We start from the raw sequence: 20,400 nt of genomic DNA, 5'->3' as shown, positions 1-20,400 counted from the left end.
TCGCAATCTATCATAAATGTTCATGTTGGACTCATGCTTGCCGCTCGGTTTTTGGCAAGCCTAAAGTAGCGACTCCCGAGAGACGAAGTATGGACGAGTTCACTTTCGACGACCTGAGCGTCGTCATGGGGACGTACAACGAGGAGGCGGCCATCGGCACCGTCCTCGCGGATATCGAGCGTGTCACCGACGGCCGCGCGGAGGTCGTCTGTGTCGACGGCTCAGACGACCGGACCCCCGACATCGCCCGCGAGCACGGTGCGACCGTCGTCGAACAGGAGCCACAGGGGTACGGCGTCGCCGTCGAAGCGGCGCTCATGGCCGCCGACCGCCCCGTCGTCGTCACCACCGACTGTGACGACACGTACCCGATGGACGCGCTCCCGCGCTTTCTCGACTACATCAACGAGGGCTACGACGTCGTCAGCGGCGACCGCCTCTACTACGGCGCGGAGGCGATGCCCGCGGTCAATCGCGTCGGCAACGCCGCGTTCGCGCTGCTCGCGAGCGTCCTGATGGGCGAACGGGTCCACGACACGACGACGGGGATGCGTGCGTACCGCCGCGAGGTGGTCCGCAAGATCCGATGGACCGAGAACACCGGCCTCTCCGCGGAGCTACTCATCCGCCCGTTGATGCGTGGCTATCGCGTCCGCGAGGAACCCATCGAGTACGCCGAGCGCGCCGGCGAGACGAAACTCGACCCGCTGAGCGGTGGGTGGGACATCGCACGCTCCATCGTTCGCGTGGCGCTCGAAGAGAATCTCCGCTGACAGGTTCTCGGATTCTGTTGCTCTCGAAGCATCTAGTTGTGCGTCTGCAGCCGAACTCGTAAACTGCATAACGCTACATCGAATCCGTTGTCGGTCCCCGACCGGAGACGGCACCGATTGCCGCGAACTCGAACGCTCTCCCTCCGGCGGACCAGCGCTCGGGTATGGCACGACTGGTCGAACACGACGCCACCGGCCCTGTCCGCCTCGACGAGAGCGACATCAACGAGCGGTACGGCGACATCGCCGTCTGTCGGTGTGGACTCTCGCCGACCCAGCCGTTCTGTGACGGGTCGCACAAGCGCACCGAGGGCGAGGCCGACGACGAACTGTACCGCTACGAGGACGGCGAGCGCTACCCCGTCGAGGTGGTCCGTCGCGAGGAGTGAACCCGAACGCCGTGGTCCGCGTGGCAACGCTTTAGCCGGCCGAGTCCGCATCGAGTAGCATGAGCGACGCGTCCGAGTCGAGTCTCCAGCAGTGCGACGAGTGCGTCGCCCCCGCCGAGGCGTTCTCACTCATCGCCAACGAGACACGGCTGTCGATACTAGAAGCCCTCTGGCGTGCCGACACGCGCCCGGTCCGGTTCTCCGACCTCCGGAGCGCCGTCGGGATGCGCGACAGCGCGCAGTTCAACTACCACCTCTCGAAGCTCACCGACCAGTACGTCGTCAAGGTCGAGGGCGAGGAGTCGGGGTACGACCTGCGCCACGCCGGGGAGAAGGTCGTCCGCGCCATCATCTCGGGGTCGTTCAACGAACACCCCCACCTCGACCCGTTCGCGGTCGAAGGGTCCTGTGCGTGGTGCGACGGCACGCTCGAGGCGCGCTACGACGACGAGCGACTCAGCGTCGTCTGTCGGGACTGCGACCACCGACACGGGACGTACTCGTTCCCCCCCGGTGGGTTGAACGACCGCAGCGACGAGGAGGTCGCCCGCGCGTTCGACCAGCGGGTCCGCCACCTCCACTGTCTCGCCGCCGACGGCGTCTGCCCCGAGTGCAGCGGTCGGATGGTGACCGAACTCCACGAGGAGGGCGACTGCTGTCTCGGCGACGGCCTCCGCGCCGACCACGTCTGCCAGCAGTGTGACCACACGCTCTGCTCGACGGTCGGCCTCTCGCTGCTTGATAAGTCCCCGGTCGTCGCGTTCTACGCCGACCACGGCGTCGAACTCTCCGGTCGCCCCTACTGGTCGCTCTCGTGGTGTGTCCGGGACGCCCACACCGAGGTCCTCTCTCGGGACCCCTGGCGACTCGCCGTCACCATCGACCACGCCGGCGAACAGTTGCGCGTCGAACTCGACGGCTCGTTGCGCATCCTCGCGACCGACCGCTCCTGAGCGCGTTCAGCCGTCTTCCGTCTCGTCCCCCTCGGTCGAGAGTCGCGTCTCCACCGAGACGCCCCCGACGTACTCGCCCGCACCGTCGAGGTACGTCCCCTCGGTCCCGCAGTCAGTCGTGAGCCGACACACTCGCGTCTCGGCGGGCCAGACGACCCGGACCGACTCGCCGGTCGCGTCGACGCTCACGTCCTGGCGGTAGGTCAGCGTCGCCCCGCCCTCCTGGACGTAAGTGACCAGCACCGACACCTCCTCGGGGCCGTCGAGCGGAATCGCGGCGTCACCGTACGAGACGTGCGTCCCGTTCACCGTCCACCGAACGGTGTGGGTGTTCGCGTCGTTCGCGGTGTCCGGCGAACGAGCGACGACCGCACCCCCCGCCTCGACGCGGACCGACGACAGTCGGCCGACCGCCCCCACCCGCGTCCGGACGGTGTGGCTCGTCCCCTCCCGAACCGTGAGTTCCTGGAGCGCGGGTGTCACCGGTCGTGGTCCCGGCCCCCACTCCCCGCGGTAGGTGAACCGATAGAGCGTCCGGTTCGAGTAGGCGTCGACGACCGCGAAGTCGCCCGCGGGGTCGCGGTCCTGTGCGTACAACACCTCGCCCGACGCCAGCGACCCGCCGTTCCGGAGCGACTGGAACGGGTGGTTGAGCCACGGCCCGAACGCCTGCGGGACGAAGACGACCCCGCGGTCGAACTCGTGGTCGCGAATCGGCTCCAGCGCCCGCTCGTAGTGGCCGCTCGACTCGGTGTGGCGTTCGACCGGCCCGTCGAGCGCGGCGACTTGCGCGCCGACCGCGACCGGAACGGCGACGAGGACGAGCACGATGGCGACGACCCTGACTTGGCGAGCGTCGAGTCGCGGGCGGGCCGAGAGCCACGACCGGCCACGGGTCACAGCCAGTCGCAGTCCCGCCGCACCGAACACCGACAGCGGGAGCAGCAGGTCGAAGTGGTAGAACGGGCCGTAGCTGCCCATGAACCCGTCGGTCGGGTCGGAAAGTCCGCCGAGGACGTTGAGCGACCCCCAGAAGTAGACGTTGCCGACGGCGACCGTCAGCGCTACACCCGCGAGGAGGACGCGGACCGTCCGGTCGGCGACGAGTGCGTCCGGTTCCCTCCCGTCACGGAGCGTCGACAGGCCGACGAGCGCGAGCAGCGTGCCGAGCGGCGCGGCGACGGTCCAGCGCGTCGCCAGTTCCCACAACAGCGTGAGGTTCGCGTTCAGGGCGAGCGCCGGCGTGAACACCCGGTCGTAGTGGAGCATCCGTCGGTAGCCGAAACCCAGCCCGTCCAGCGGGGCGAACGCCTCGTAGGGGAACAGCAACGCGTCGCCGGTGACGACGGCGTTGTACCCGAGTGTGAGCGCGACGCCCGTCGCTCCCGCCGCCGCGACGACGAGCAGGCGCGCGGCGACCGGCGCACGGAAGGTGGCGAAGACTCCCGCCGCCCGCAGTCGACCCCCGAGCGTCCACAGCGCGTGGCCGACGAACGGGAGCGCGAACAGGACGGCGGTGAAGGGCCGTGCGATGAACGCGAACGCGACGGCGACGCCTCCCGCGAGCGCGTACGCGAGACTCGCGCGTGGGTGGCCGGCGTCGAGTCGCCGGAGCGACCGGAGGTAACAGAGCGCGAACGTGAGGTTCAACAGCGTCGTCGGGGCGTACGGGAGGAACGTCGCCGAGATGAGCGCGAAGAACGGGGTCGCGAGCGCGAACGCGGCGGCCAGCACGCCCGTCCACTCCTCGAACGCCTCGCGAGCCAGCAGGCCCACGAGCGCGACGTTGCCTGCAGCGACGACGGCCAAGACGAGACGCGGGACACCGAGAGCGACCCCCGGTGCGAACACGAGCGCGGTCATCGGCGCGTACTTCGGGTACAGCCGCGTCCCGTCCTCGACGAAGAACCACGGCCGGAACGCGCCCGGCAGGTCGGTCGTCAGCCACAGCTTCCCCTCCAGCAACATCGCCGACTGTTGGAGGTAGACGCCCTCGTCGTGGTTCGTCGAGAGTTCGGGGAACAGCGCTCGCGCGGTCAGGAAGACGACGACACCGGCGAGGAGCGCGAGGGAAGCGAGGACGAGACGGCTGTCGGGGCGGGGGCGGTTCATCGAGCGGACGCGCGACGGGGTGGGGTGAAGTGGCTACAACGCACGCGGCTCACCTCGCGGGAACGTGGTCGCTCCGGACGGTCGCTCCCTGCCCCCGCTCGGCTCGCGTCGCTCGCACTCATAGCGCTCGCGGCTCACCTCGCGGGAACCACGCTAACTCGTGGTCCGCGGTCAACTCGACCCGCACGCGCTCGTCCAGACCGACCTCGTCGGCGTGGTTGTGCATGCACGCGATGGTGTCGCCGGAGTCGAGTTCGACGCGGTAGAGCACGGTCGGCCCGAGGTAGCGGCGGTGGACGACCTCGCCGTTGGTCTCGTGGTCGGGGGCGGCGGTCGCCCGCAGATCGTCGGGTCGAACGAGGACGTCGATGGCCGTCCCGTCGTACTCGGGGGCGAGACCGAACACGACGTCCCGGGAGACGGGGCCGACGCCGGTCTCGACGGTGTCGGTCGCGACGTCGCCCGAGAGGAAACTGGCGTGGCCGAGGAAGCCGGCGACGAACCGCGACTCGGGGTGTTCGAAGACGCGCTCGGGCGTGTCGAACTGTTCGAGGTGGCCGTCGTTCATCACGGCGACGCGGTCGGAGATGCTCATGGCCTCCTCCTGGTCGTGGGTGACGGAGATGGCGGTGACGCCCGCCTCCTTCAGGATGCGTCGGACCTCCTCGCGCATCTCGACGCGGAGGTCGACGTCGAGGTTGGAGAACGGTTCGTCGAGCAGGAGCAGGTCCGGTTCGGGCGCGAGCGAGCGCGCGAGCGCGACCCGCTGCTGTTGGCCCCCCGAGAGTTCGTCGGGTTTCGCGTCGCCCTTCTCGGGCAGGCCGACGAGTTCGAGTAGGCGAGCGACCCGCCGTTCACGGTCGTCGTCGTCCAGTTCGCGCAGGCCGAACCCGACGTTCTCGGCGGCGGTGAGGTGGGGGAACAGCGCGAACTCCTGGAAGACGACCCCCACGTCGCGCTCCTCGGGCGGAGCGAACCGACCGCCGGCGACGGTCTCGTCGCGGAGGCGCACCGTCCCCTCGTCGGGGCGGGCCAACCCCGCGATGAGCCGCAGGGTCGTCGTCTTGCCACACCCGGAGGGGCCGAGCAGCGTGACGAGTTCGCCCTCGCGAACCGTCAGGTCGAGCGAGTCGATGACCGTCGTCTCGCCGAATCGTTTGGTGACGCCGTCGAGTTCGAGGACGGCCGCCCGGTCGGCGAACCGACGGTCGGCGACGTGCTCGCCGGCGGCGTCGGCGTCGCTCGGGGCGGTGTCGGTCGTCCCGCGTGCGAGGTCATTCGACATCGGACCCCTCCACGCGGACCATGACCAGCAGCGACAACGCACTCACGAGCAGTAACACGAGTGCAGGTATGGCGGCCTGGCCGTAATAGCCCTGCTTTTCCGCCGACCAGAGGTGCGTGACCAGCGTGTCGAACTCCGCCGGCCGGAGGAGGAGTGTCGCCGGCAGTTCCTTCATCGTCGTCAGGAAGACGAGCGCGGCCCCGCCGAGCACGCCCGGCAACACGAGCGGGAGCGTCACCCGCCGGAACGCCCTCCCCGGCGGGTCGCCGAGGGTGCGGGCGGCCTCCTCCAGCGCCGGCGAGACCTGGCCGAACGCGGCCCGGGTCGACCCCACCGCCTGTGGCAGGAATCGGACGACGTAGGCGAACACGAGCAACGGCAGGTAGACGACCCCGCTGGTGTAGAGGTCGCCGGTGTCGGCGGCGAGGGTGACGAGCGCGAACCCGACGACGACGCCGGGCAGCGCGTAGCCGACGTACGACCCGCGTTCGACGACGGTCCCGAGGACGTTCACCGCCCGCGAGTCGCTCGCCGCCGACCGGCGGGAGGCGACCCACGCGACGGGGAGCGCCGCGAGGCCGGCGAGGAACGCTGCGGCGAGTGCCAGCCACGCGGAGTTGAACGCGTAGACGGGCCTGAACGCCAGCGAAGGGGCGACTCGGGCCTGCGATTCGAGCAGCCACAGCGTCAACACGCCGAGCGGGACGGCCAGCGCGAACAGCGGGACGAGCAGACAGACGCCGACGGCGGGCCACTTCAGCCGGCCCAGTCGCAGGGGGGCGCTCTTCCGGCCGGGGTGGTCGGACTGGACGCCCGACCCACGCACCCGCGACTCGACGGCGAGGATGAGGAACGCGACGACGACCAACTGGACCGACAGCAACACCGCGAGGTCGAGGTCGTACTGCTGGGCGCTGTAGATGACGCGCGTGTAGGCGTCGAAGCGCATTATCTGGGGCGTCCCGAAGTCCGAGAGCGCGTACAGCGCGACGAGCAGCGCGCCCGCGCCGATAGCCGGGCGAATCTGCGGGAGCGTGACGCGCCGGAACGCCTCCCAGCGGGTGTGTCTGAGCGTACGTGCGGCGTCGACGAGCGTGGTGTCGAGGGTCTTCAGCGCCGCGCGCGTCGTGATGAACACGTACGGGTAGGTGTACAGCGTGAGGACGAGGACGGTGCCGCCGAGTCCGTAGACCGACGGGAGCGAGTCGACGCCGAGGGGGGCGAGTGCTGCCTGGAGCGGCCCGGTCGGGCGGAACAGGTAGACGAACGCGAACGCGCCGATGTAGGAGGGGACGACCAGCGGGACGGCCAGCAACACGGAGAACCAGCGCTTGCCGGGGAGGTCCGTGCGGACGGTGAGGTACGCGAGCGGGACGCCCAGCAGGACGGAGAAGCCGGTGACGCCGACGGCGAGCGCGGCGCTGTTGAACGCGATGTCGAGGGTCGTGTCCGCGAACAGGAGGTCGAGACTGTCACCGGCGTCGAGCGCCCCGAGGACGAGTGCGACGAGCGGCAGGGTGACGGCCGCTGCGACGGCCGCCGCGAGCAGGAGGACGCCCAGGCGACGGTCACCGGTCGCCCGCCCGGTTTCGGTCGCGGTCGCCATCAGACGTTGATGCCCACCTCCCGGAGCAGGTCGAGCGTCGGCTCGATGTCCGCTAACTGCGAGAGGTCGAGGTCCTGTGGTGGCTGAAGTTCGTCGAGGGCGGGCAGGTCGCCGCTCGGTTCGGCCTCGGGGACGACCGGGTATTCGTAGGTCTCGGTGATGAAGTACTCCTGGGCCTCCGCCGACAGCAGGTGCCGGACGAAGTTCTCGGCCATCTCGGTGTCGGCGGCGGTGTCGACGACGGCCGCACCGGCGACGTTGAACACCGCACCAGCGTCACCCTCGGTGAACGCCGTGGCGATGGGCGCGTCGGGGCGACCGGCGAGCACGCGCTGGATGTAGTAGTGGTTCGTGAACCCGGCCTGTATCTCGCCGTCGGCGATGCGCTGGGCGACGACCAGTTCGTCGTCGTACTCCTGGACGCCCAGGTCGAGCATCCCCTGCAGCCACGCCTTCGTCTCCTCGCGGCCGTTGAGGATACGCATCGCGGTGACGAACGCCTGGAACGAGCCGTAGGAGGGTGCCCAGCCCATCGCGTCTTGGAACTGCTCGCTGTCGGGGAACGCGAAGATGTCGTTCGGGAGGTCGCTCTCGTCGAACTCGTCGGTGTTGTACGGAACCGTCCGGGCGCGACCGGAGGTGCCGGTCCACAGCCCCTCGGGGTCGGTGAACTCGTCTTGCACCATGTCGAGCACCTCGCTCGACAGTTCGACGGTCCGACCCGCTTCGGCGAGTTGGCCCAGACTGCCCGCGTTGACCGAGAAGAAGACGTCGGCGGGGCTGTTCTCGCCCTCCTGTTGGATCTTCGTCCGGAGGGCGTTCGAGGAGTCGTAGCGCGGCGTGATGGTGAGGTCGGCGTACTGCTCTTCGAGGTAGTCGAACAGCGTCGCGACCAGCGGTTCGCCGCGACCGGAGTAGACGGTCAGCTCCCCCGAGAGGTCCGGCATCGCCTCGATGGGCGTGCCGCCGGGGACGACCCCCTCCCGCCCGGAGCCGACCTGTCCGGGTTCGAACTCCTCCTCCTCACCGCTCTCGAAGACGCCGAGACAGCCCGCGAGTGAAGCGACGGACAGCGTCCCGGCGGCCCGGAGGAACCGTCGGCGGTCGCTCCCGTCGTGCGAATCGCTCATTAGTCGTTTAGGCTCGCCTAAAACACTTATACCTGCTGGTTCTCAGTCGTCCGCGACCGCCGGCGTCGCGACCTGTTCGCCGGTTAACGCGTCCAGACAGTCCAGCCAGCGGCGCATGTGTTCGCCGACGTAGGTGAGAAAGTCGCCGTTGGTGTAGTCGTCCTCGTGGGCGACGAGCGCGTCGGCCATCGCGGCGAACGCCTCGGCGTAGCTGTCGGCGTCCGCGCCGGCGTCGTCCGCCAGTCGCCAGACGTGTTCGTTGAGTTCGAGCGCGGGCACCTCGTTGTTCAGGTCGTCGAACGTCGAGCGCGGGGCCTTGTTGTGCTCACACAGCGGGGTCCCGTTGTAGACGTGGTGGCCCATGAGGTCGGCCGCGCGCTTGAGGAACACGCCCGACCAGATGTCGTCGAACCGGCCGACGTCCCACGGGTTGTCGTCCATCGGCAACTGGTAGAACGCGGGGACGACCTCGCGACGGAACGCGAGGTTCATCGAGCAGACGGTGAGGTAGTCGCCCGTAGCGGCGACGAAGTCCTCGCCGTAGTCCTCGCGGGTGGTGCGGGTCTGGGCCTGCCCGCGCAGGTCGCCGTCCATCAGGATGCGGACGGCGTCGAGGTCCGGCACGTTCGTCCAGAGTCCCTGGGAGGCGACGACGTGGTCGACGGACTCGGTCGTCTCCCGGACCTCCTCGTCCATCGCGCTGTAGGGGTATCCGCGGGGGTAGAGACCGTGTTCGTCGGCGTTCTGGTAGAGGACGTTCACCCACTGCTCGTCGCTCTCGACGGCGAGCGTCTCTCCCTCGTGTGCGAGATTCCGGTAGTGCTGACCGAAGTAGTCGGTGTCGTGGGGGAGCGTGTCGTCGTCGATGAACACGCCGTAGTCGAATCGCTCGTGCGCCCAGAGGTACAGCAGTCCGAAACTCGTCTCGGCGTGACTCGCCGCCGGAATCAGGTCCGCGAACGCCTCGATGCCCCGCTCGTCGTACCACGCTTCTCGCGCCTCGCCGTCGAACACCCGCCCCTCGACGCCCTCCTCGGCGAGCATCTCGCGCATGCCTTCGGCGTCACAGAAGTCCTCGGTGACGAGGACGAAGAACAGACGGTCGAGGTGGCCGTACTCGCGAGCGTTGGCGACGTACTCGCGGACGCACTCCCACTCGCGGATGGTGGGGACGATGACGCAGGTGTCGGTCATTGGCAGTAGTGTTTAGGCAACCCTAAAACCTCTGTCGTTCCGCTATCGCACCGTGTCGACTCCCCGACATCTGCGTCGTGGGTGCGAGCGTCACCCACGACACTTAACCCGACGCCCGCACCACACACGGCGAGATGCACCAACGCAGGAGGCCCGCGTGGCCGGGAGGCCACCGATGACCGACGTCGCCATCGTCGGGGCGTCGATGACCGACTTCGGCAAGCGAGAGGGCGAGTGGATTCGCGACCTGCTGGCCGAGGCCGGCGAGAACTGTCTGGACGACGCCGGCGTCGCGCCTCACGAACTCGACCACCTCTACGTCTCGAACATGGCCTCGGGTGAGTTCGAGGGGCAGGCGGGCGTTCCGAACATGCTCGCGCACGACCTCGCGGCGATTCCCGCCTACACCCAGCGTGTCGACCAGACCTCCTCGTCGGGCGGGTCGGGCGTCTACGCCGCGTGGCAGTCGGTCGCCAGCGGCGCGAGCGACATGACGCTGCTCGTCGGCGGCGAGAAGATGACCCACCGCACCACGGCGGAGGCGACCGACGTCATCGCCTCGCTCACCCACCCCGTCGAGTACAAACACGGCGTTACGCTCCCGAGTTTCGCGGGCATGACCGCTCGGCTCTACCTCGACCAGTACGACGCCCCCCGAGAGTCGCTGGCGAAGGTCGCCGTCAAGAACCACAAGAACGGCGTCGACAACCCCCACGCCCAGTTCCGGAAGGAGATCGACGTCGAGACGGCCCTGGAGTCGCCGGTCGTCGCCGACCCGTTGCGCCTCTACGACTTCTGTCCCATCACCGACGGCTCGGCGGCGCTGCTGTTCTGTTCGGTCGAGGAGGCCGAAGAACGGGGCGAACCGTACGTCCGCGTCGCGGGAATCGGCGGCGCGACCGACACCCACGTCGTCCACGAGCGCGCCGACCCGACGACGATGGGCGGGGTCGTCGAGTCGAGCGAGCAGGCCTACGCGATGGCCGACCGCGGCCCCGAGGACGTCGACGTCGCGGAGGTCCACGACATGTTCACCATCCTCGAGTTCCTCCAGTGTGAGGGTCTCGGCTTCTTCGAGCAGGGCGAGGCGTGGAAGGCCGTCGAGGAGGGCGTCACCGACCGCGACGGCGAACTACCCATCAACACCTCTGGCGGCCTGAAGTCGAAGGGTCACCCGCTGGGCGCGAGCGGCGTCGCGCAGGTGTACGAACTCGTGATGCAACTGCGCGGGGAGGCCGGCGCTCGGCAGGTCGACTGCGAGGTCGGGCTGGCGTGCAACGTCGGCGGGTTCGGCAACTGCGTCACCACCACCGTCCTGGAGGCCGAGCGATGAGCGACGACGCTCCCCCGGCCACCGACGCATCGACGGACGACCACCCACCACTGGAGGCGGTTCGCTACGCCGACGGGTCGCTGGGCTACCCCGGCCACCCCTACGGCCCCGACGGGCAGGAGCCGGTCGGCACCGTCGACCTGCGCGACCGGACCGCGACGGTCGTCACCTGGACCACCTCCACGTCGACGCCGCCGGGCGTCCGCGCGCCGAACCACCTCGCGATCGTCGAGTTCGACGTCGAGGGCGAACCGGTGCGCGCGCTCGGACAGTTGACGAGCGACGACGTCGCCATCGGCGACGAGGTCCGACCGGTGTACGCCGAAGAGCTACGCGAACCCGGTGCGGGCATCCGCGAACCGGCGAGCCAGTCGTGGGACGGCTACCGGTTCGACCCGGTCTGAGTCGCGTTACGAACCGTTCTCGTCGTCTTCGTCGTCTCCGTCTTCATCGGCACCAGTGCCCACACCGTCGTCCGCACCGTCCTCGTCGCCGCGGACCTCCTTTCGGAGCGAGTCGAGTTCGGAGTCGACGTCGACCTCGTCGCGGCGGGCACGCCCCTCGGGGTGGTCCTCGCCACGTCGGCGCGCGCGCTCGCCCGGAGAGTCGTCGCCGTCGGTCACGTCGATGGTCACCGGCGGGTCACGCCCGCGACGGTCGTCGGGGCGGCGGTCGTGTCCCGAATCGCCCGGTACGAGTTCCGAGTCCTCGCGGACACGGTCGCGGTAGCCACCGCTCGCGATTCGCTCGTCGATGTCGGCCCGGAGCGAGCGGGCGTCGTCGAGCAGGTCGCGTGCCTCGGGGTTCGAGGGCGTCCCCTCGACCGCGTCCTGCAGGTCGACGAGCAGGTCGTCGACCCGACCCAGCGTCCGGCGACCGACCGACTCGACGCGCCGCTCGGAGACCTCGCCGCCGTTGAGCAGGCGGAGGAGTCCTCGGAGCAGTTCCAACGCTCGGATGTTCGCTTCGAGGAACGCGATGAGGGCGGGGATGGTGTACTCCTCGGTGAACTGGAGGAACCGACCGGGGCGTGGGAGCGAGGGGGTGGTACGCTCGCGGCGGCGCGGTGCGTCGCGGCGACCCTCGTCTCGTGGTCGTTCGGCACTCCGCTCGTCACTGCGCTCCGTGCGGTCCTCGCGCCGGTCGGGGCGTCGGCCGCGTCCACGGTCGGCGTCGAGTTCGGTCTGGAGGCGGTCGAGGGTGCCTGACAGCTCGTCGAGGAGGGCGGCGAGGTCGTCGTCGGACCGTCGGCTCATGTGTTGTTGAAGGAGAAGCCGGGCAAAACATCTACCGCCCTAGTTCCTTGCACAAATCTTATTATCTACCGCTGCGCAGAGTTAGAAAGAATCCGTATGGCAGGCGACTCCATCGCGAAGTTCACGCAGGCGCTCGCAGGGTTGAAGCGCCAGGGGAGCGGCCTGCTCGTCGTCGGCGCGGCGTCCCAGGACACGCACCTCGCCGCGTGCCGACGACTGCTCGGGACGAGTAGCGACGAGGCCCGACGCCGACTGGTCGTCCTGACCGACGGCGTCCCGGGTGCGGCCGCCCGGACCGACGACCCCTCGGTCCGTGTCATCGACCGTCGACCGACGACGCGTGGGGCGACCGCCACCGCGCCGAACACAGAGCCCACCGGTCCGAACGGCCCGTCGGACCTCGTGACGCTCGAACGCGAGATAGTCGCAGCCATCGAGTCCATCGAGGCGGAGGCCGACGGTCTCGACCCCGCCGAACTGCGGGTATGTCTCGACTCGCTCCGGACGCTCGTCGACGCTCACTCCGCAGAGGAGGTCGAACGGTTCCTCGACACCGTCCTGGAGGCGGTGCGCGACGTCGACGGGATGTGCCACGTCCACTTCCCGGTCGAACGCGACGGCGAGGCCGCCCGTCGCTTCGCCGACCTCTTCGACGGCACTATCGAGGTGCAGTTGCCGGCGGGCGGGGCCCGCGTCGAACAGCGCTGGCACCTCCGGGACCACGACGTCTCGACCGACTGGCTACCGCTGTAACGCGGGCAGTTCCTTCTCGACTCGACTTCTGACCGGCGAGAGCGATTGCTGACCGGCGCGGTCGCTCACCGACGCGATAAACGAGAGAAGATTCGTGCTCAGTGGGTCGCTTCGTCGAGGACGAGCGTGTCGTCTTCGAGGTAGTGCTCGACGTGGTGAGCGTCCTCTTCGACCTTCTTGAGCACGTCGTGCTGGAGGATGTCCTGGGTCGTGTAGTCGCCGAGGTTGTCCGCGAGTTCGATGTGGTCGCGGAGGTCCTCGATGATGTCGCCGTACATCTCCAGGTCGTTCTCCAGTGAGGTGCGGATGTCGTAGACGTCCTCGCCCTCGTGTTCGACCGTCGCGCGGTCGCTGAGCGCCTCCATACCGGAGACGGGGACGCCGCCGAGCGCCTGTGCACGTTCGGCGACGAGGTCCGCGCCCTCCTCGACGTGTTCGTACGCCTCCTCGAGGAAGAGGTGGAGATCACGGAACTCCGCGCCCTCGACGACCCAGTGGTGTTTCTTCAACTGGTGGTAGAGGACGTAGGCGTTCGCGAGGTCCGTGTTGAGCGCCTCGATGATCTGTTCCGCGCGGTCGGCGTCGATACGTAGCGAGTTCTCCTCGATCTCGTCCGCGTGCTGACGTACCGACTGCTCTTCCTGTTTGCTCATCTCGTCTCAGTGTTCGACCGCGTCCCACTTAACCATTGCCGTCGCAGAAAAAATTCTTTGGCGAATCTAAAACAGTGTTCGCTCTTTCGTGAAGGATTCGTTCATCGGCGAAAGATACCGACGGTCTCGCGTGCGCCGTCGAGTACCGTCGAGTCGAGCGTGAACACCAGGTCGCGGCTGGCTCGGTCGAGCGTCGCCGCGACGGTCCCGTCGGGCCGGACGACGAGCGAGCGGCCGTTGTAGGCCGTCTCGGGGGCGTCGAGGACCTCGCGCGTTCCGGTGCGCCCGGCCGCGAGAACCCACCGAACACCGTCGAGTGCGCGTGCTCGACAGAGCAGTCGCCAGTTCGCGTCGTGGGCGGCCGGCCACGCGCCGGGCACCAACAGCGCGACCACGTCCTCGTCGAGGTGGGCGTGGCTCTCGGCGACGAAGTTCAGGTCGTAGCAGGTCAACAGCGCGGCCCGTCCGACGGGCGTCTCGACGGTCACGCGCTCGTCGCCAGGGGTGAGCCAGTGGCGTTCGGACCCCCACAGGTGGCGCTTGCGGTAGACGGTCGTCGTCTCGGGGGTGACGTACGCCGTGGCGTTGTAGTACGTCCCGTCGGCGCGTTCGACGAACCCCACGAGGGTGTGGCAGTCGTGGTCGCTGGCGACCCGCGCGAGGGCGTCGAGTTCGGGACCGTCACGAGCGAGGGCGACGTCGTGGACGCGTTCGTCGGGGACGTAGCCCGTCAGGAACGTCTCGGGGAACACCGCGAGCGACACGTCGTCGGGGAGTCCGGCGACACGTCCTCGGAGGCGGTCGAGGTTCGCCTCGACGTCGAGGTCCGCGACCGGACACTGGACGACGGCGACGGTGGTGGTGGACATGCCCGAGGAGTCGTCCAGTGTGGGTGAATAGTCCGCGGGTTCTCGATGGGTCTCGCCGCGACGACGCGCGACCCGCCGCTCAGTTCTCCGTCGTCGTCCCGGTGGCTCCTGCCTCGGTGATTCGCTCGTCGCCGTGTTCGACGACGACCGTCTCGGGCGACCCCGCTGCGAGCGTCACCGTCGCCGTGTACTCGATGTCGACGATGCAGTCGATACACGCCTTCCCCTGCTCGCTCTCGGGGACGTACGACTCGACGCTGACCGTGAGCGTCCCGCCGTCGACGCTGGTGCCCGCGAGCCGAGCGGTGTGACAGCCGTCGGAGCCACGGAGGACGCCGTCGACGGTGACGGTGTCGCCGTCGACCGTCACGGTCGCCTCCTGGGGCCCACCGCCACAGCCCTCGTTCGTCACCTCCAGGGACGCGTCCGCGACGCTCGGCGTCCCGGCGCTGGACCCCTCGGTGGGTTCGGTGCCGGTCGCCGGCATCTCCGTCTCGGTCGACGGCTCTCTGGGAGTCCGTGTCGAGTTCTCGGTCGTCTCGGCCGGCGTCCCCGTCGTCGGTGCCGTGGTGTCGGTGCCGTTCTCGCCCGTCCCGCCCGCCGGGTCGTCGCCGTCGCTCGATCCGGACTCCGTACAACCGGCGACCGCGACGGCCAGTCCCGCACCGAGCGTTCCGAGGAACGTGCGTCGTTGCATACCCGTCCATCACCGTCCTAAAGAAAGGCTCTTCGGAAGGAACAGAGAGCTGTTTGAACGACTTTCGGCCGTCGAGCCGACAGGTTCGAATCCACCGTCTCCGACCCCAACGCTTTGGTCTCGGGGCGCACAGACTGTCGGCATGCACCCACGCGCCGAGGAGTTCGCGACCCGCGCCGCCGACCGCTACGGACTCGACGTCAGCGTCCACGAGTTCGACGAGGGGACGAAGACCGCCGCCGCGGCCGCCGACGCGGTCGGCTGTGACGTCGCGCAGATCGCCAGCGCCATCGCGGTGCGGGCGGGCGAAGACCTCGTCGTCTGTCTCACCAGCGGTGCGAACCGCGTCGACATGGCGGCCGTCGCCGACCTCCACGGCGTCCCCGAGCGCGAGGTTCGGATGGGCGACGCCGACGTCATCCGCGAGACGCTCGGGTGGTCCATCGGTGGCGTCCCACCGCTCTGTCACGACACCGACGTCCCGGTGTACATGGACGAGACGCTCTTCGACTTCGAGGAGGTGTGGGCCGCCGCGGGGACGCCCGAGGCCGTCTTCCCTATCGACCCCGAGCGCCTGCGCGAGCTAGCGGGTGCGCGGGCCGTCGCGCTGGCCGAGGCGTGAGCGCACGCGGGCACGGACCCCGAGCGGAGGTAGTCGGGCCGCGCCCGCCGCGAGACAGAACACGCCGATGGCGAGCAGGACGACGGTGCCGCTGCCCTGCGTCCCGGCGTAGTACGAGACGACGAGGCCGGCGACCACGGCGAGTTCGGCGGCGACGACCGACAGCGCGAGCGACGAGCGGAAACTGCTCGCGACCTGTGTGGCGGCCGCCACCGGGACGACGAGCATCGCGGCGACGAGGATGACCCCGAGAATCTGCATCGCGGCGACCACGACGAGCGCGGTCAGCACCGCCAGCAGACGCTCGTAGCGTCGGACGGGGACGCCGGCGACGCGGGCGGCCGTCTCGTCGAACGTGACGAACACGAGCGAGCGGTAGGTGAGCGCGACGGTGCCGACGACGACGGCGACGAGAACCGCGAGGAGACCGACCGACGCGCGGTCGACCAGCACCAGCGACCCGAACAGGTACTGGTGGATGGACACCGAGAGGCCGCCGCTGCCGAGACTCATCAGGACGGTCCCGAGCGCGAACGCCCCCGAGAGGACGATGGCCATCGCCACGTCCCCCGCCGCGTCGGTGCGCTCGACGAGCGTCTGGATACCCAGTGCGGCGAGAACGGCGACGACGAGCGCGCTGACCTCGGGAGAGACCGCCACCTCGTACGCCGACCCGACGAACAGACCGAGGGCGACGCCCGCGAACGCGGCGTGAGCGAGCGTGTCCCCGACCAGCGCGAGTCGTCGGTGGACGAGGAACGTCCCGACGAGCGGCGCGACGACGCCGACGCCGACGCCCGCGAGCAGGGCGAGTTGCATGTACCCCTCGCAGAACACACCGCCGACGGTCGCACGGCCCGCTGCGCAGGCAGCGTCGCCGAACAGTCCGACGAACGCGTCGAACGCACGCTCGACGGGCGCGAGGACGAACAGGAGCGAGGTGAGCGTCGTCGACGTCACGACGACTCCTCGCGGGGGGACTCGTGTGCGTGGCCGGCACCGTGACTGTGCTCCAGCGGTCGGTGGTCGGGACCGTACGCCCGCGAGAGCGCGTCGCTCTCCGCGAACGCGGCCGTGTCGCCGTCGAACTGGAGCCGACAGTCGATGCAGACGACGCGGTCGGTGCGGGTGGTGACGACGCCGATGTCGTGTTCGACCAGCAGGACGGTGATTCCCTCGTCGTTGAGCCTGTCGAGCAGGTCGTAGAACGCCGTCCGGGACTCGGCGTCGACCCCGACCGCGGGTTCGTCGAGGACGAGCAGGTCGGCCTCGCTCGCCAGCGCCCGGGCGATGAACACCCGCTGGCGCTGCCCGCCCGACAGTTCGGCGACCTTCCGGTCGGCGAGGTCGGCGACGCCGACGCGGTCGAACGCCGCGGCGACGGCCGCCCGGTCGTCCTCGCCGAACCGCCAGCGGACGTGTGGGTACCGCCCCATCCGAACCGCTTCCCGGACGGTGACGGGCATCTCGCTGGCCTGCCGGGTCGACTGCTGGGCGACGTAGCCGACGCGTGTTCCGTCCCCGTGGCGGTGGGCGGGCGTCCCGAACAGCTCTGCGGTGCCCGAATCGGGACGCGCGAGACCCAGGGCGAGAGCGACGAGCGTGCTCTTCCCCGACCCGTTCGGGCCGACGAGACCGACGAACTCGCCGCTCTCGATTGTCAGCGAGACGTCCTCGACGACCGGGCGGTCGCCGTAGCCGAACGTGACCCCGTCGAGGGCGACGACGCTCACGCGCCCAACGCCTCCCGGAGGGTCGCGAGGTTGACCTCCCGCATCACGTCCTCGTAGCGCCACCCCTTCTCGTCCCACTCCTCGGTGCGGCCCGCGAGCGTCGTGATGGGCAACACGCCCTCGGCGTCGGTCTCCTCGACCAGTCGCCGCGCCGCGCGGTCGGACTCGAACACCGGCGCGAGGACGTGCGTGACGCCCTCGTCTTCGACGGCCTGCTGAGCGCGTTCGATATCGCGGGGCGTCGGGGAGTCGTCGGGCGAGATGCCGGTCAGCGCGTGCACCTCGAACCCGTAGCGCTCGCCGAGGTACTGGAACGCGTCGTGCCCGGCGACCAACACGGCCTCCCGCGAACGGCCTGCGAGTGCCTCCTCGAACTCGGTGTCGAGGGCGCGCAGTTCGTCGGCGTACGTCGTGGCGTTCTGGCGCAGCGCCTCGGCGTCGTCGGCGTACGTCGACGCGAGGCCCTCCCCGACCGTCTCGACCGCAGTCGCCGCTCGCGTCGGGTCGAGCCAGAAGTGGGGGTCCATCGACCCGTGGTCGTGACCGTCGTGTCCTCCCTCTGTGCTGGTCTCTCCGTTGTGGTCCTCGTGTTTCTCCGTCCCGTGTTCCTCGTGTCCCTCGTGACCCGACGGTGCCGGCAGGAGCGAGACGTCATGGCGAGCCTCGACGACGGCGACGTCCGCGCCGTCGGCGTCGAGGCTGGCGACCACGTCGTCGGCCCACGGCTGGAACCCCTCGCCGACGTAGACGAACGCCCCCGACTCGCGAATCGAGCGCTGGACGTCCGCCGACGGTTGCCAGCCGTGACCGTGTTGACCGAACGGGACGACGCCGTCGACGGCCAGCGTCTCTCCACCGACCGCGGTGGCGAAGTCGGTGAGGACGGCGAACGACGAGGTCACGTCGGCGGGCGCGGACGTCCCGGCGGTGGCGTCGTCGAGACACCCCGCGAGGGACGCTGTGGCTAACCCTGCGGCTCCTGCGAGGACCGACCGGCGAGTGTAGCGAACCATGTGTTACTAATTCTGAAGAGCTAGTTAATAAGATGTGCCATTCTACGAAACTCAGTTGTTATCTCTCGGGGCAGGTCATCGGACGACGGTGACCCGGCAGGGCGCACGTCGGACGACGACCTCCGCGACCGACCCGAGGAGGATGCGCGAGAGGTCGCGTCGACCGTGCGTCCCGATGACGACGTGGTCGACGTCGTTCTCTTCGGCGTACTTCACTATCTGCCGAGCGGCCTTCCCGAAGACGACGTGGCCGTCGGTTTCGGCGTCGGCCTCGACCCGCTCGCGCAGTTCTCGCTGGTGGTCCAGCGCCTCCTCGCGGTAGCGTTCGTACCACTCGGGGGAGTACGCGGGCATCCCGCTCTTCCCGAGGGGTGACTGGTAGCCCGGTCGCTCGGTGTCGACGTCGAACGGGTTGATGACCGTCAGCATCGTCACCCGCACGTCGGGGAGCGTCGCTGCGTACTCGAAGGCGCGTTCGGCCTGTGGCGACCCGTCGATGGGGACCAGCACGTGCTCGGTCATGGCTGTCCGGAGTACGCTCCGGGAGAAAGCGGTTACTCGACTGTCACGATCGCAGGAGGGTCCCGAGCGGGCCGTCACGCGTACCCGACGCTCACCCGCCGAGGCGGAACACGAACGCGAACAGCAGGTACGACCCGACCGCCGACAGGGTGGGCGAGAGGATCCAGAGCATGACGATGCGACTCGTCGCCGCGGCGTCGAACAGCTGTTCGCTCGTCAGCGTCTCGGGGTCCTCCTCGCCGATGGGTGGGACCTCCGGGGTCGGCCCGCCGTCGGCGGCGGCGCTCCGGTCGGGGACCTCGTCGTCGGCGAGCGTCCCGACCGTGGGTCCCGGTTCGACGCCGACCTCGCCGGCGTCGGGCGCGAGTGCTCCGACCGAGAGGTCCGGGCCGGGGTCGCCCTGAAGCGCGCCTTCGGCGGCCTCCGCGAGCGTGACCGCGCGACTCGCCCGGCCGTAGCCCAGTCCGATGATACACGAGGTCGTGCTGACCGCGAGGCTGGCGGGGATGCCCAACTGGCTCAGGACGGTGATGACCGTCGCGCCGACGATGGAGACGACGAGGGCGGCGAGGATGGGGAGGTCGGTGATGCCGTCGCTGACGGTGTCGAGCGTCCGGCGCGCGATGGTGAACCCACCCAGACCGAGCGCACCGACCGCGAGGAGCACGCCCTGACTGGCCGTGATGGAGCCGTTGCCGACCAGCGGCGCGACGGCGTTGGCGACGTTCGACGCGCCCGCCGAGAACCCCATGTAGCAGGCGATGACGAGGACCAGTACCGCCCCAATCGCGTCTCGCGGGTTCGCGTCTTCGCCGAGCGCGGGGCGAGGAATCCGGCCCGAGCGGTCGATGCGGAACAGCCCGTCTTCGACCCGCGAGAAGGAGAACCGGGCGTCGAGGTGCGGGTAGGCGTACCGACCGACGAGCAGGCCGACCCAGAACGCCATCAGCGGGGCGACGACCCACGCCGAGACGATGGTGAACATGAGCGCCTCGTCGAGCGTCCCCGAGGCGACGCCGAGGCCGACGATGGCCCCCACGGCGGTCATCGAGGTCGACGCGGGGACACCGTAGAGGTTCGAGACGAGCAGCGCGAACCCCGCGAAGAACAGGACGGCGATGCTGGCCTCCAGGGTGAACTGGCTCGCCGGGACGATGCCGTCGCTCATCGTGTCGATGACGTTCCGGCCGACGGTCCAGCCACCGAGCAGGGCGAACCCGGTGAACAGCGCCGCCGCGCCGACCTTCCCGACGATGCGACTGCCGACGGCGGGGCCGAACGCCACGCCCGTCGAGGAACCACCGATGTTGAACCCGACGAACGCCGCGACCCCCACCCCGACGAGGAGGAGCAGGAGACTCATAGTTGATATTTCAAGGTGATTTCGTGCGCGACACGTTTGGCCCTTCCGCGACCCGCCCGCCGTGACCCTCTCGTGGCTGTGGGTCAGGGAGCGGGCACCTCCGTGACTCCCTGCGCGCTCGGTCGGGGTCGCTCCGGCACGGTC

The 20,400-nt window shown here is 69.4% G+C and carries 21 protein-coding genes; 7 read left to right on the top strand and 14 right to left on the bottom strand.

The window, feature by feature from the left end; genetic code table 11:
- The first annotated feature begins 89 nt into the window (after positions 1-89).
- The 3 genes from M1L36_RS20165 to M1L36_RS20155 all read left to right on the top strand — a co-directional run bounded on the left by M1L36_RS20165 (position 90) and on the right by M1L36_RS20155 (position 2,115).
- Positions 90-773 (top strand): dolichyl-phosphate hexose transferase, encoded by a 684-nt coding sequence (locus tag M1L36_RS20165; protein WP_250875534.1) that lies wholly within the window; start codon positions 90-92, stop codon positions 771-773.
- Between the two features lie 164 nt (positions 774-937).
- Positions 938-1,162, top strand: coding sequence for a CDGSH iron-sulfur domain-containing protein (locus M1L36_RS20160; protein ID WP_250875533.1), 225 nt, complete (start codon positions 938-940; stop codon positions 1,160-1,162).
- Positions 1,163-1,221: 59 nt separating this feature from the next.
- Positions 1,222-2,115, top strand: coding sequence for an ROK family transcriptional regulator (locus M1L36_RS20155; protein ID WP_250875532.1), 894 nt, complete (start codon positions 1,222-1,224; stop codon positions 2,113-2,115).
- Between the two features lie 6 nt (positions 2,116-2,121).
- Here M1L36_RS20155 and M1L36_RS20150 read toward each other — a convergent pair whose 3' ends face one another.
- From M1L36_RS20150 to M1L36_RS20130, 5 genes are all read right to left on the bottom strand, one after another.
- Positions 2,122-4,227: an ArnT family glycosyltransferase gene (locus M1L36_RS20150; RefSeq protein ID WP_250875531.1), complete on the bottom strand. Its 2,106-nt coding sequence runs from the start codon at positions 4,225-4,227 to the stop codon at positions 2,122-2,124.
- Between the two features lie 118 nt (positions 4,228-4,345).
- On the bottom strand, positions 4,346-5,512 hold the full coding sequence (locus tag M1L36_RS20145; protein ID WP_250875530.1) for an ABC transporter ATP-binding protein: 1,167 nt from the start codon (positions 5,510-5,512) through the stop codon (positions 4,346-4,348).
- Positions 5,502-7,118 carry an ABC transporter permease gene (locus M1L36_RS20140; protein ID WP_250875529.1) on the bottom strand — a complete coding sequence of 539 codons (1,617 nt, stop codon included), beginning with the start codon at positions 7,116-7,118 and terminating at the stop codon, positions 5,502-5,504. Before M1L36_RS20140 ends, M1L36_RS20145 begins: the two co-directional genes overlap by 11 nt.
- Positions 7,118-8,248, bottom strand: a complete 1,131-nt coding sequence (locus M1L36_RS20135) for an extracellular solute-binding protein (protein WP_250875528.1) — start codon at positions 8,246-8,248, stop codon at positions 7,118-7,120. The genes M1L36_RS20140 and M1L36_RS20135 overlap by 1 nt, the downstream gene beginning before the upstream one ends.
- 42 nt (positions 8,249-8,290) lie before the next feature.
- Entirely contained in the window at positions 8,291-9,442 is a 1,152-nt protein-coding gene (locus M1L36_RS20130) for an alpha-1 4-glucan-protein synthase (RefSeq protein ID WP_250875527.1), read from the bottom strand.
- Positions 9,443-9,617: 175 nt separating this feature from the next.
- Between M1L36_RS20130 and M1L36_RS20125 the strand changes: the two genes are divergently transcribed.
- Positions 9,618-10,775: a thiolase family protein gene (locus M1L36_RS20125; RefSeq protein WP_250875526.1), complete on the top strand. Its 1,158-nt coding sequence runs from the start codon at positions 9,618-9,620 to the stop codon at positions 10,773-10,775.
- Positions 10,772-11,179: an OB-fold domain-containing protein gene (locus M1L36_RS20120; RefSeq protein WP_250875525.1), complete on the top strand. Its 408-nt coding sequence runs from the start codon at positions 10,772-10,774 to the stop codon at positions 11,177-11,179. Before M1L36_RS20125 ends, M1L36_RS20120 begins: the two co-directional genes overlap by 4 nt.
- A gap of 6 nt (positions 11,180-11,185) precedes the next feature.
- Here M1L36_RS20120 and M1L36_RS20115 read toward each other — a convergent pair whose 3' ends face one another.
- Positions 11,186-12,031 (bottom strand): DUF7547 family protein, encoded by an 846-nt coding sequence (locus M1L36_RS20115; RefSeq protein ID WP_250875524.1) that lies wholly within the window; start codon positions 12,029-12,031, stop codon positions 11,186-11,188.
- A 96-nt stretch (positions 12,032-12,127) separates the two neighbouring features.
- On the opposite strand from M1L36_RS20115, the gene M1L36_RS20110 reads away from it, so the two are divergent.
- Positions 12,128-12,784, top strand: a complete 657-nt coding sequence (locus M1L36_RS20110) for a DUF7504 family protein (protein WP_250875523.1) — start codon at positions 12,128-12,130, stop codon at positions 12,782-12,784.
- A 98-nt stretch (positions 12,785-12,882) separates the two neighbouring features.
- Here M1L36_RS20110 and dpsA read toward each other — a convergent pair whose 3' ends face one another.
- From dpsA to M1L36_RS20095, 3 genes are all read right to left on the bottom strand, one after another.
- The gene (dpsA, locus tag M1L36_RS20105; RefSeq protein WP_250875522.1) at positions 12,883-13,437 is read right to left on the bottom strand and encodes a DNA starvation/stationary phase protection protein DpsA; all 555 of its coding nucleotides are present in this window, start codon (positions 13,435-13,437) and stop codon (positions 12,883-12,885) included.
- Positions 13,438-13,538: 101 nt separating this feature from the next.
- Positions 13,539-14,306, bottom strand: coding sequence for a carbon-nitrogen hydrolase family protein (locus M1L36_RS20100; RefSeq protein WP_250875521.1), 768 nt, complete (start codon positions 14,304-14,306; stop codon positions 13,539-13,541).
- Positions 14,307-14,385: 79 nt separating this feature from the next.
- On the bottom strand, positions 14,386-15,003 hold the full coding sequence (locus M1L36_RS20095) for a hypothetical protein (RefSeq protein ID WP_250875520.1): 618 nt from the start codon (positions 15,001-15,003) through the stop codon (positions 14,386-14,388).
- Positions 15,004-15,145: 142 nt separating this feature from the next.
- Between M1L36_RS20095 and M1L36_RS20090 the strand changes: the two genes are divergently transcribed.
- Positions 15,146-15,625, top strand: a complete 480-nt coding sequence (locus tag M1L36_RS20090) for a YbaK/EbsC family protein (RefSeq protein ID WP_250875519.1) — start codon at positions 15,146-15,148, stop codon at positions 15,623-15,625.
- On the opposite strand, the gene M1L36_RS20085 is transcribed toward M1L36_RS20090, so the two are convergent.
- The 5 genes from M1L36_RS20085 to M1L36_RS20065 form a co-directional block, all read right to left on the bottom strand.
- Complete coding sequence (locus M1L36_RS20085) at positions 15,587-16,585, bottom strand: metal ABC transporter permease (protein ID WP_250875518.1); 999 nt, start codon at positions 16,583-16,585, stop codon at positions 15,587-15,589. The two genes, M1L36_RS20090 and M1L36_RS20085, sit on opposite strands and share 39 nt — an antisense overlap.
- Positions 16,582-17,358 (bottom strand): metal ABC transporter ATP-binding protein, encoded by a 777-nt coding sequence (locus tag M1L36_RS20080; protein WP_250875517.1) that lies wholly within the window; start codon positions 17,356-17,358, stop codon positions 16,582-16,584. Before M1L36_RS20080 ends, M1L36_RS20085 begins: the two co-directional genes overlap by 4 nt.
- Positions 17,355-18,371, bottom strand: a complete 1,017-nt coding sequence (locus tag M1L36_RS20075; protein WP_250875516.1) for a metal ABC transporter substrate-binding protein — start codon at positions 18,369-18,371, stop codon at positions 17,355-17,357. Before M1L36_RS20075 ends, M1L36_RS20080 begins: the two co-directional genes overlap by 4 nt.
- A gap of 75 nt (positions 18,372-18,446) precedes the next feature.
- Complete coding sequence (locus M1L36_RS20070) at positions 18,447-18,893, bottom strand: universal stress protein (RefSeq protein ID WP_250875515.1); 447 nt, start codon at positions 18,891-18,893, stop codon at positions 18,447-18,449.
- Positions 18,894-18,984: 91 nt separating this feature from the next.
- Complete coding sequence (locus M1L36_RS20065; RefSeq protein WP_250875514.1) at positions 18,985-20,256, bottom strand: inorganic phosphate transporter; 1,272 nt, start codon at positions 20,254-20,256, stop codon at positions 18,985-18,987.
- Between the last annotated feature and the right edge of the window lie 144 nt (positions 20,257-20,400).

Source organism: Halomarina rubra (assembly GCF_023699475.1).
Lineage (GTDB): Archaea > Halobacteriota > Halobacteria > Halobacteriales > Haloarculaceae > Halomarina > Halomarina rubra.
The sequence above is the reverse complement of the archived record's forward strand: the minus strand, read 5'-3'. Positions and strand labels throughout refer to the sequence as shown.

What these genes read in the sequence shown, in the direction of transcription:
- M1L36_RS20130 (WP_250875527.1), bottom strand. Translation starts at nt 9,442, where the DNA reads ATGACCGACACCTGCGTCATCGTCCCCACCATCCGCGAGTGGGAGTGC.
- M1L36_RS20065 (WP_250875514.1), bottom strand. Translation starts at nt 20,256, where the DNA reads ATGAGTCTCCTGCTCCTCCTCGTCGGGGTGGGGGTCGCGGCGTTCGTC.
- M1L36_RS20090 (WP_250875519.1), top strand. Translation starts at nt 15,146, where the DNA reads ATGCACCCACGCGCCGAGGAGTTCGCGACCCGCGCCGCCGACCGCTAC.
- M1L36_RS20115 (WP_250875524.1), bottom strand. Translation starts at nt 12,031, where the DNA reads ATGAGCCGACGGTCCGACGACGACCTCGCCGCCCTCCTCGACGAGCTG.
- M1L36_RS20160 (WP_250875533.1), top strand. Translation starts at nt 938, where the DNA reads ATGGCACGACTGGTCGAACACGACGCCACCGGCCCTGTCCGCCTCGAC.
- M1L36_RS20135 (WP_250875528.1), bottom strand. Translation starts at nt 8,248, where the DNA reads ATGAGCGATTCGCACGACGGGAGCGACCGCCGACGGTTCCTCCGGGCC.
- M1L36_RS20145 (WP_250875530.1), bottom strand. Translation starts at nt 5,512, where the DNA reads ATGTCGAATGACCTCGCACGCGGGACGACCGACACCGCCCCGAGCGAC.
- M1L36_RS20070 (WP_250875515.1), bottom strand. Translation starts at nt 18,893, where the DNA reads ATGACCGAGCACGTGCTGGTCCCCATCGACGGGTCGCCACAGGCCGAA.
- M1L36_RS20120 (WP_250875525.1), top strand. Translation starts at nt 10,772, where the DNA reads ATGAGCGACGACGCTCCCCCGGCCACCGACGCATCGACGGACGACCAC.
- M1L36_RS20100 (WP_250875521.1), bottom strand. Translation starts at nt 14,306, where the DNA reads ATGTCCACCACCACCGTCGCCGTCGTCCAGTGTCCGGTCGCGGACCTC.
- M1L36_RS20110 (WP_250875523.1), top strand. Translation starts at nt 12,128, where the DNA reads ATGGCAGGCGACTCCATCGCGAAGTTCACGCAGGCGCTCGCAGGGTTG.
- M1L36_RS20150 (WP_250875531.1), bottom strand. Translation starts at nt 4,227, where the DNA reads ATGAACCGCCCCCGCCCCGACAGCCGTCTCGTCCTCGCTTCCCTCGCG.
- M1L36_RS20165 (WP_250875534.1), top strand. Translation starts at nt 90, where the DNA reads ATGGACGAGTTCACTTTCGACGACCTGAGCGTCGTCATGGGGACGTAC.
- M1L36_RS20125 (WP_250875526.1), top strand. Translation starts at nt 9,618, where the DNA reads ATGACCGACGTCGCCATCGTCGGGGCGTCGATGACCGACTTCGGCAAG.
- dpsA (WP_250875522.1), bottom strand. Translation starts at nt 13,437, where the DNA reads ATGAGCAAACAGGAAGAGCAGTCGGTACGTCAGCACGCGGACGAGATC.
- M1L36_RS20075 (WP_250875516.1), bottom strand. Translation starts at nt 18,371, where the DNA reads ATGGTTCGCTACACTCGCCGGTCGGTCCTCGCAGGAGCCGCAGGGTTA.
- M1L36_RS20155 (WP_250875532.1), top strand. Translation starts at nt 1,222, where the DNA reads ATGAGCGACGCGTCCGAGTCGAGTCTCCAGCAGTGCGACGAGTGCGTC.
- M1L36_RS20095 (WP_250875520.1), bottom strand. Translation starts at nt 15,003, where the DNA reads ATGCAACGACGCACGTTCCTCGGAACGCTCGGTGCGGGACTGGCCGTC.
- M1L36_RS20140 (WP_250875529.1), bottom strand. Translation starts at nt 7,118, where the DNA reads ATGGCGACCGCGACCGAAACCGGGCGGGCGACCGGTGACCGTCGCCTG.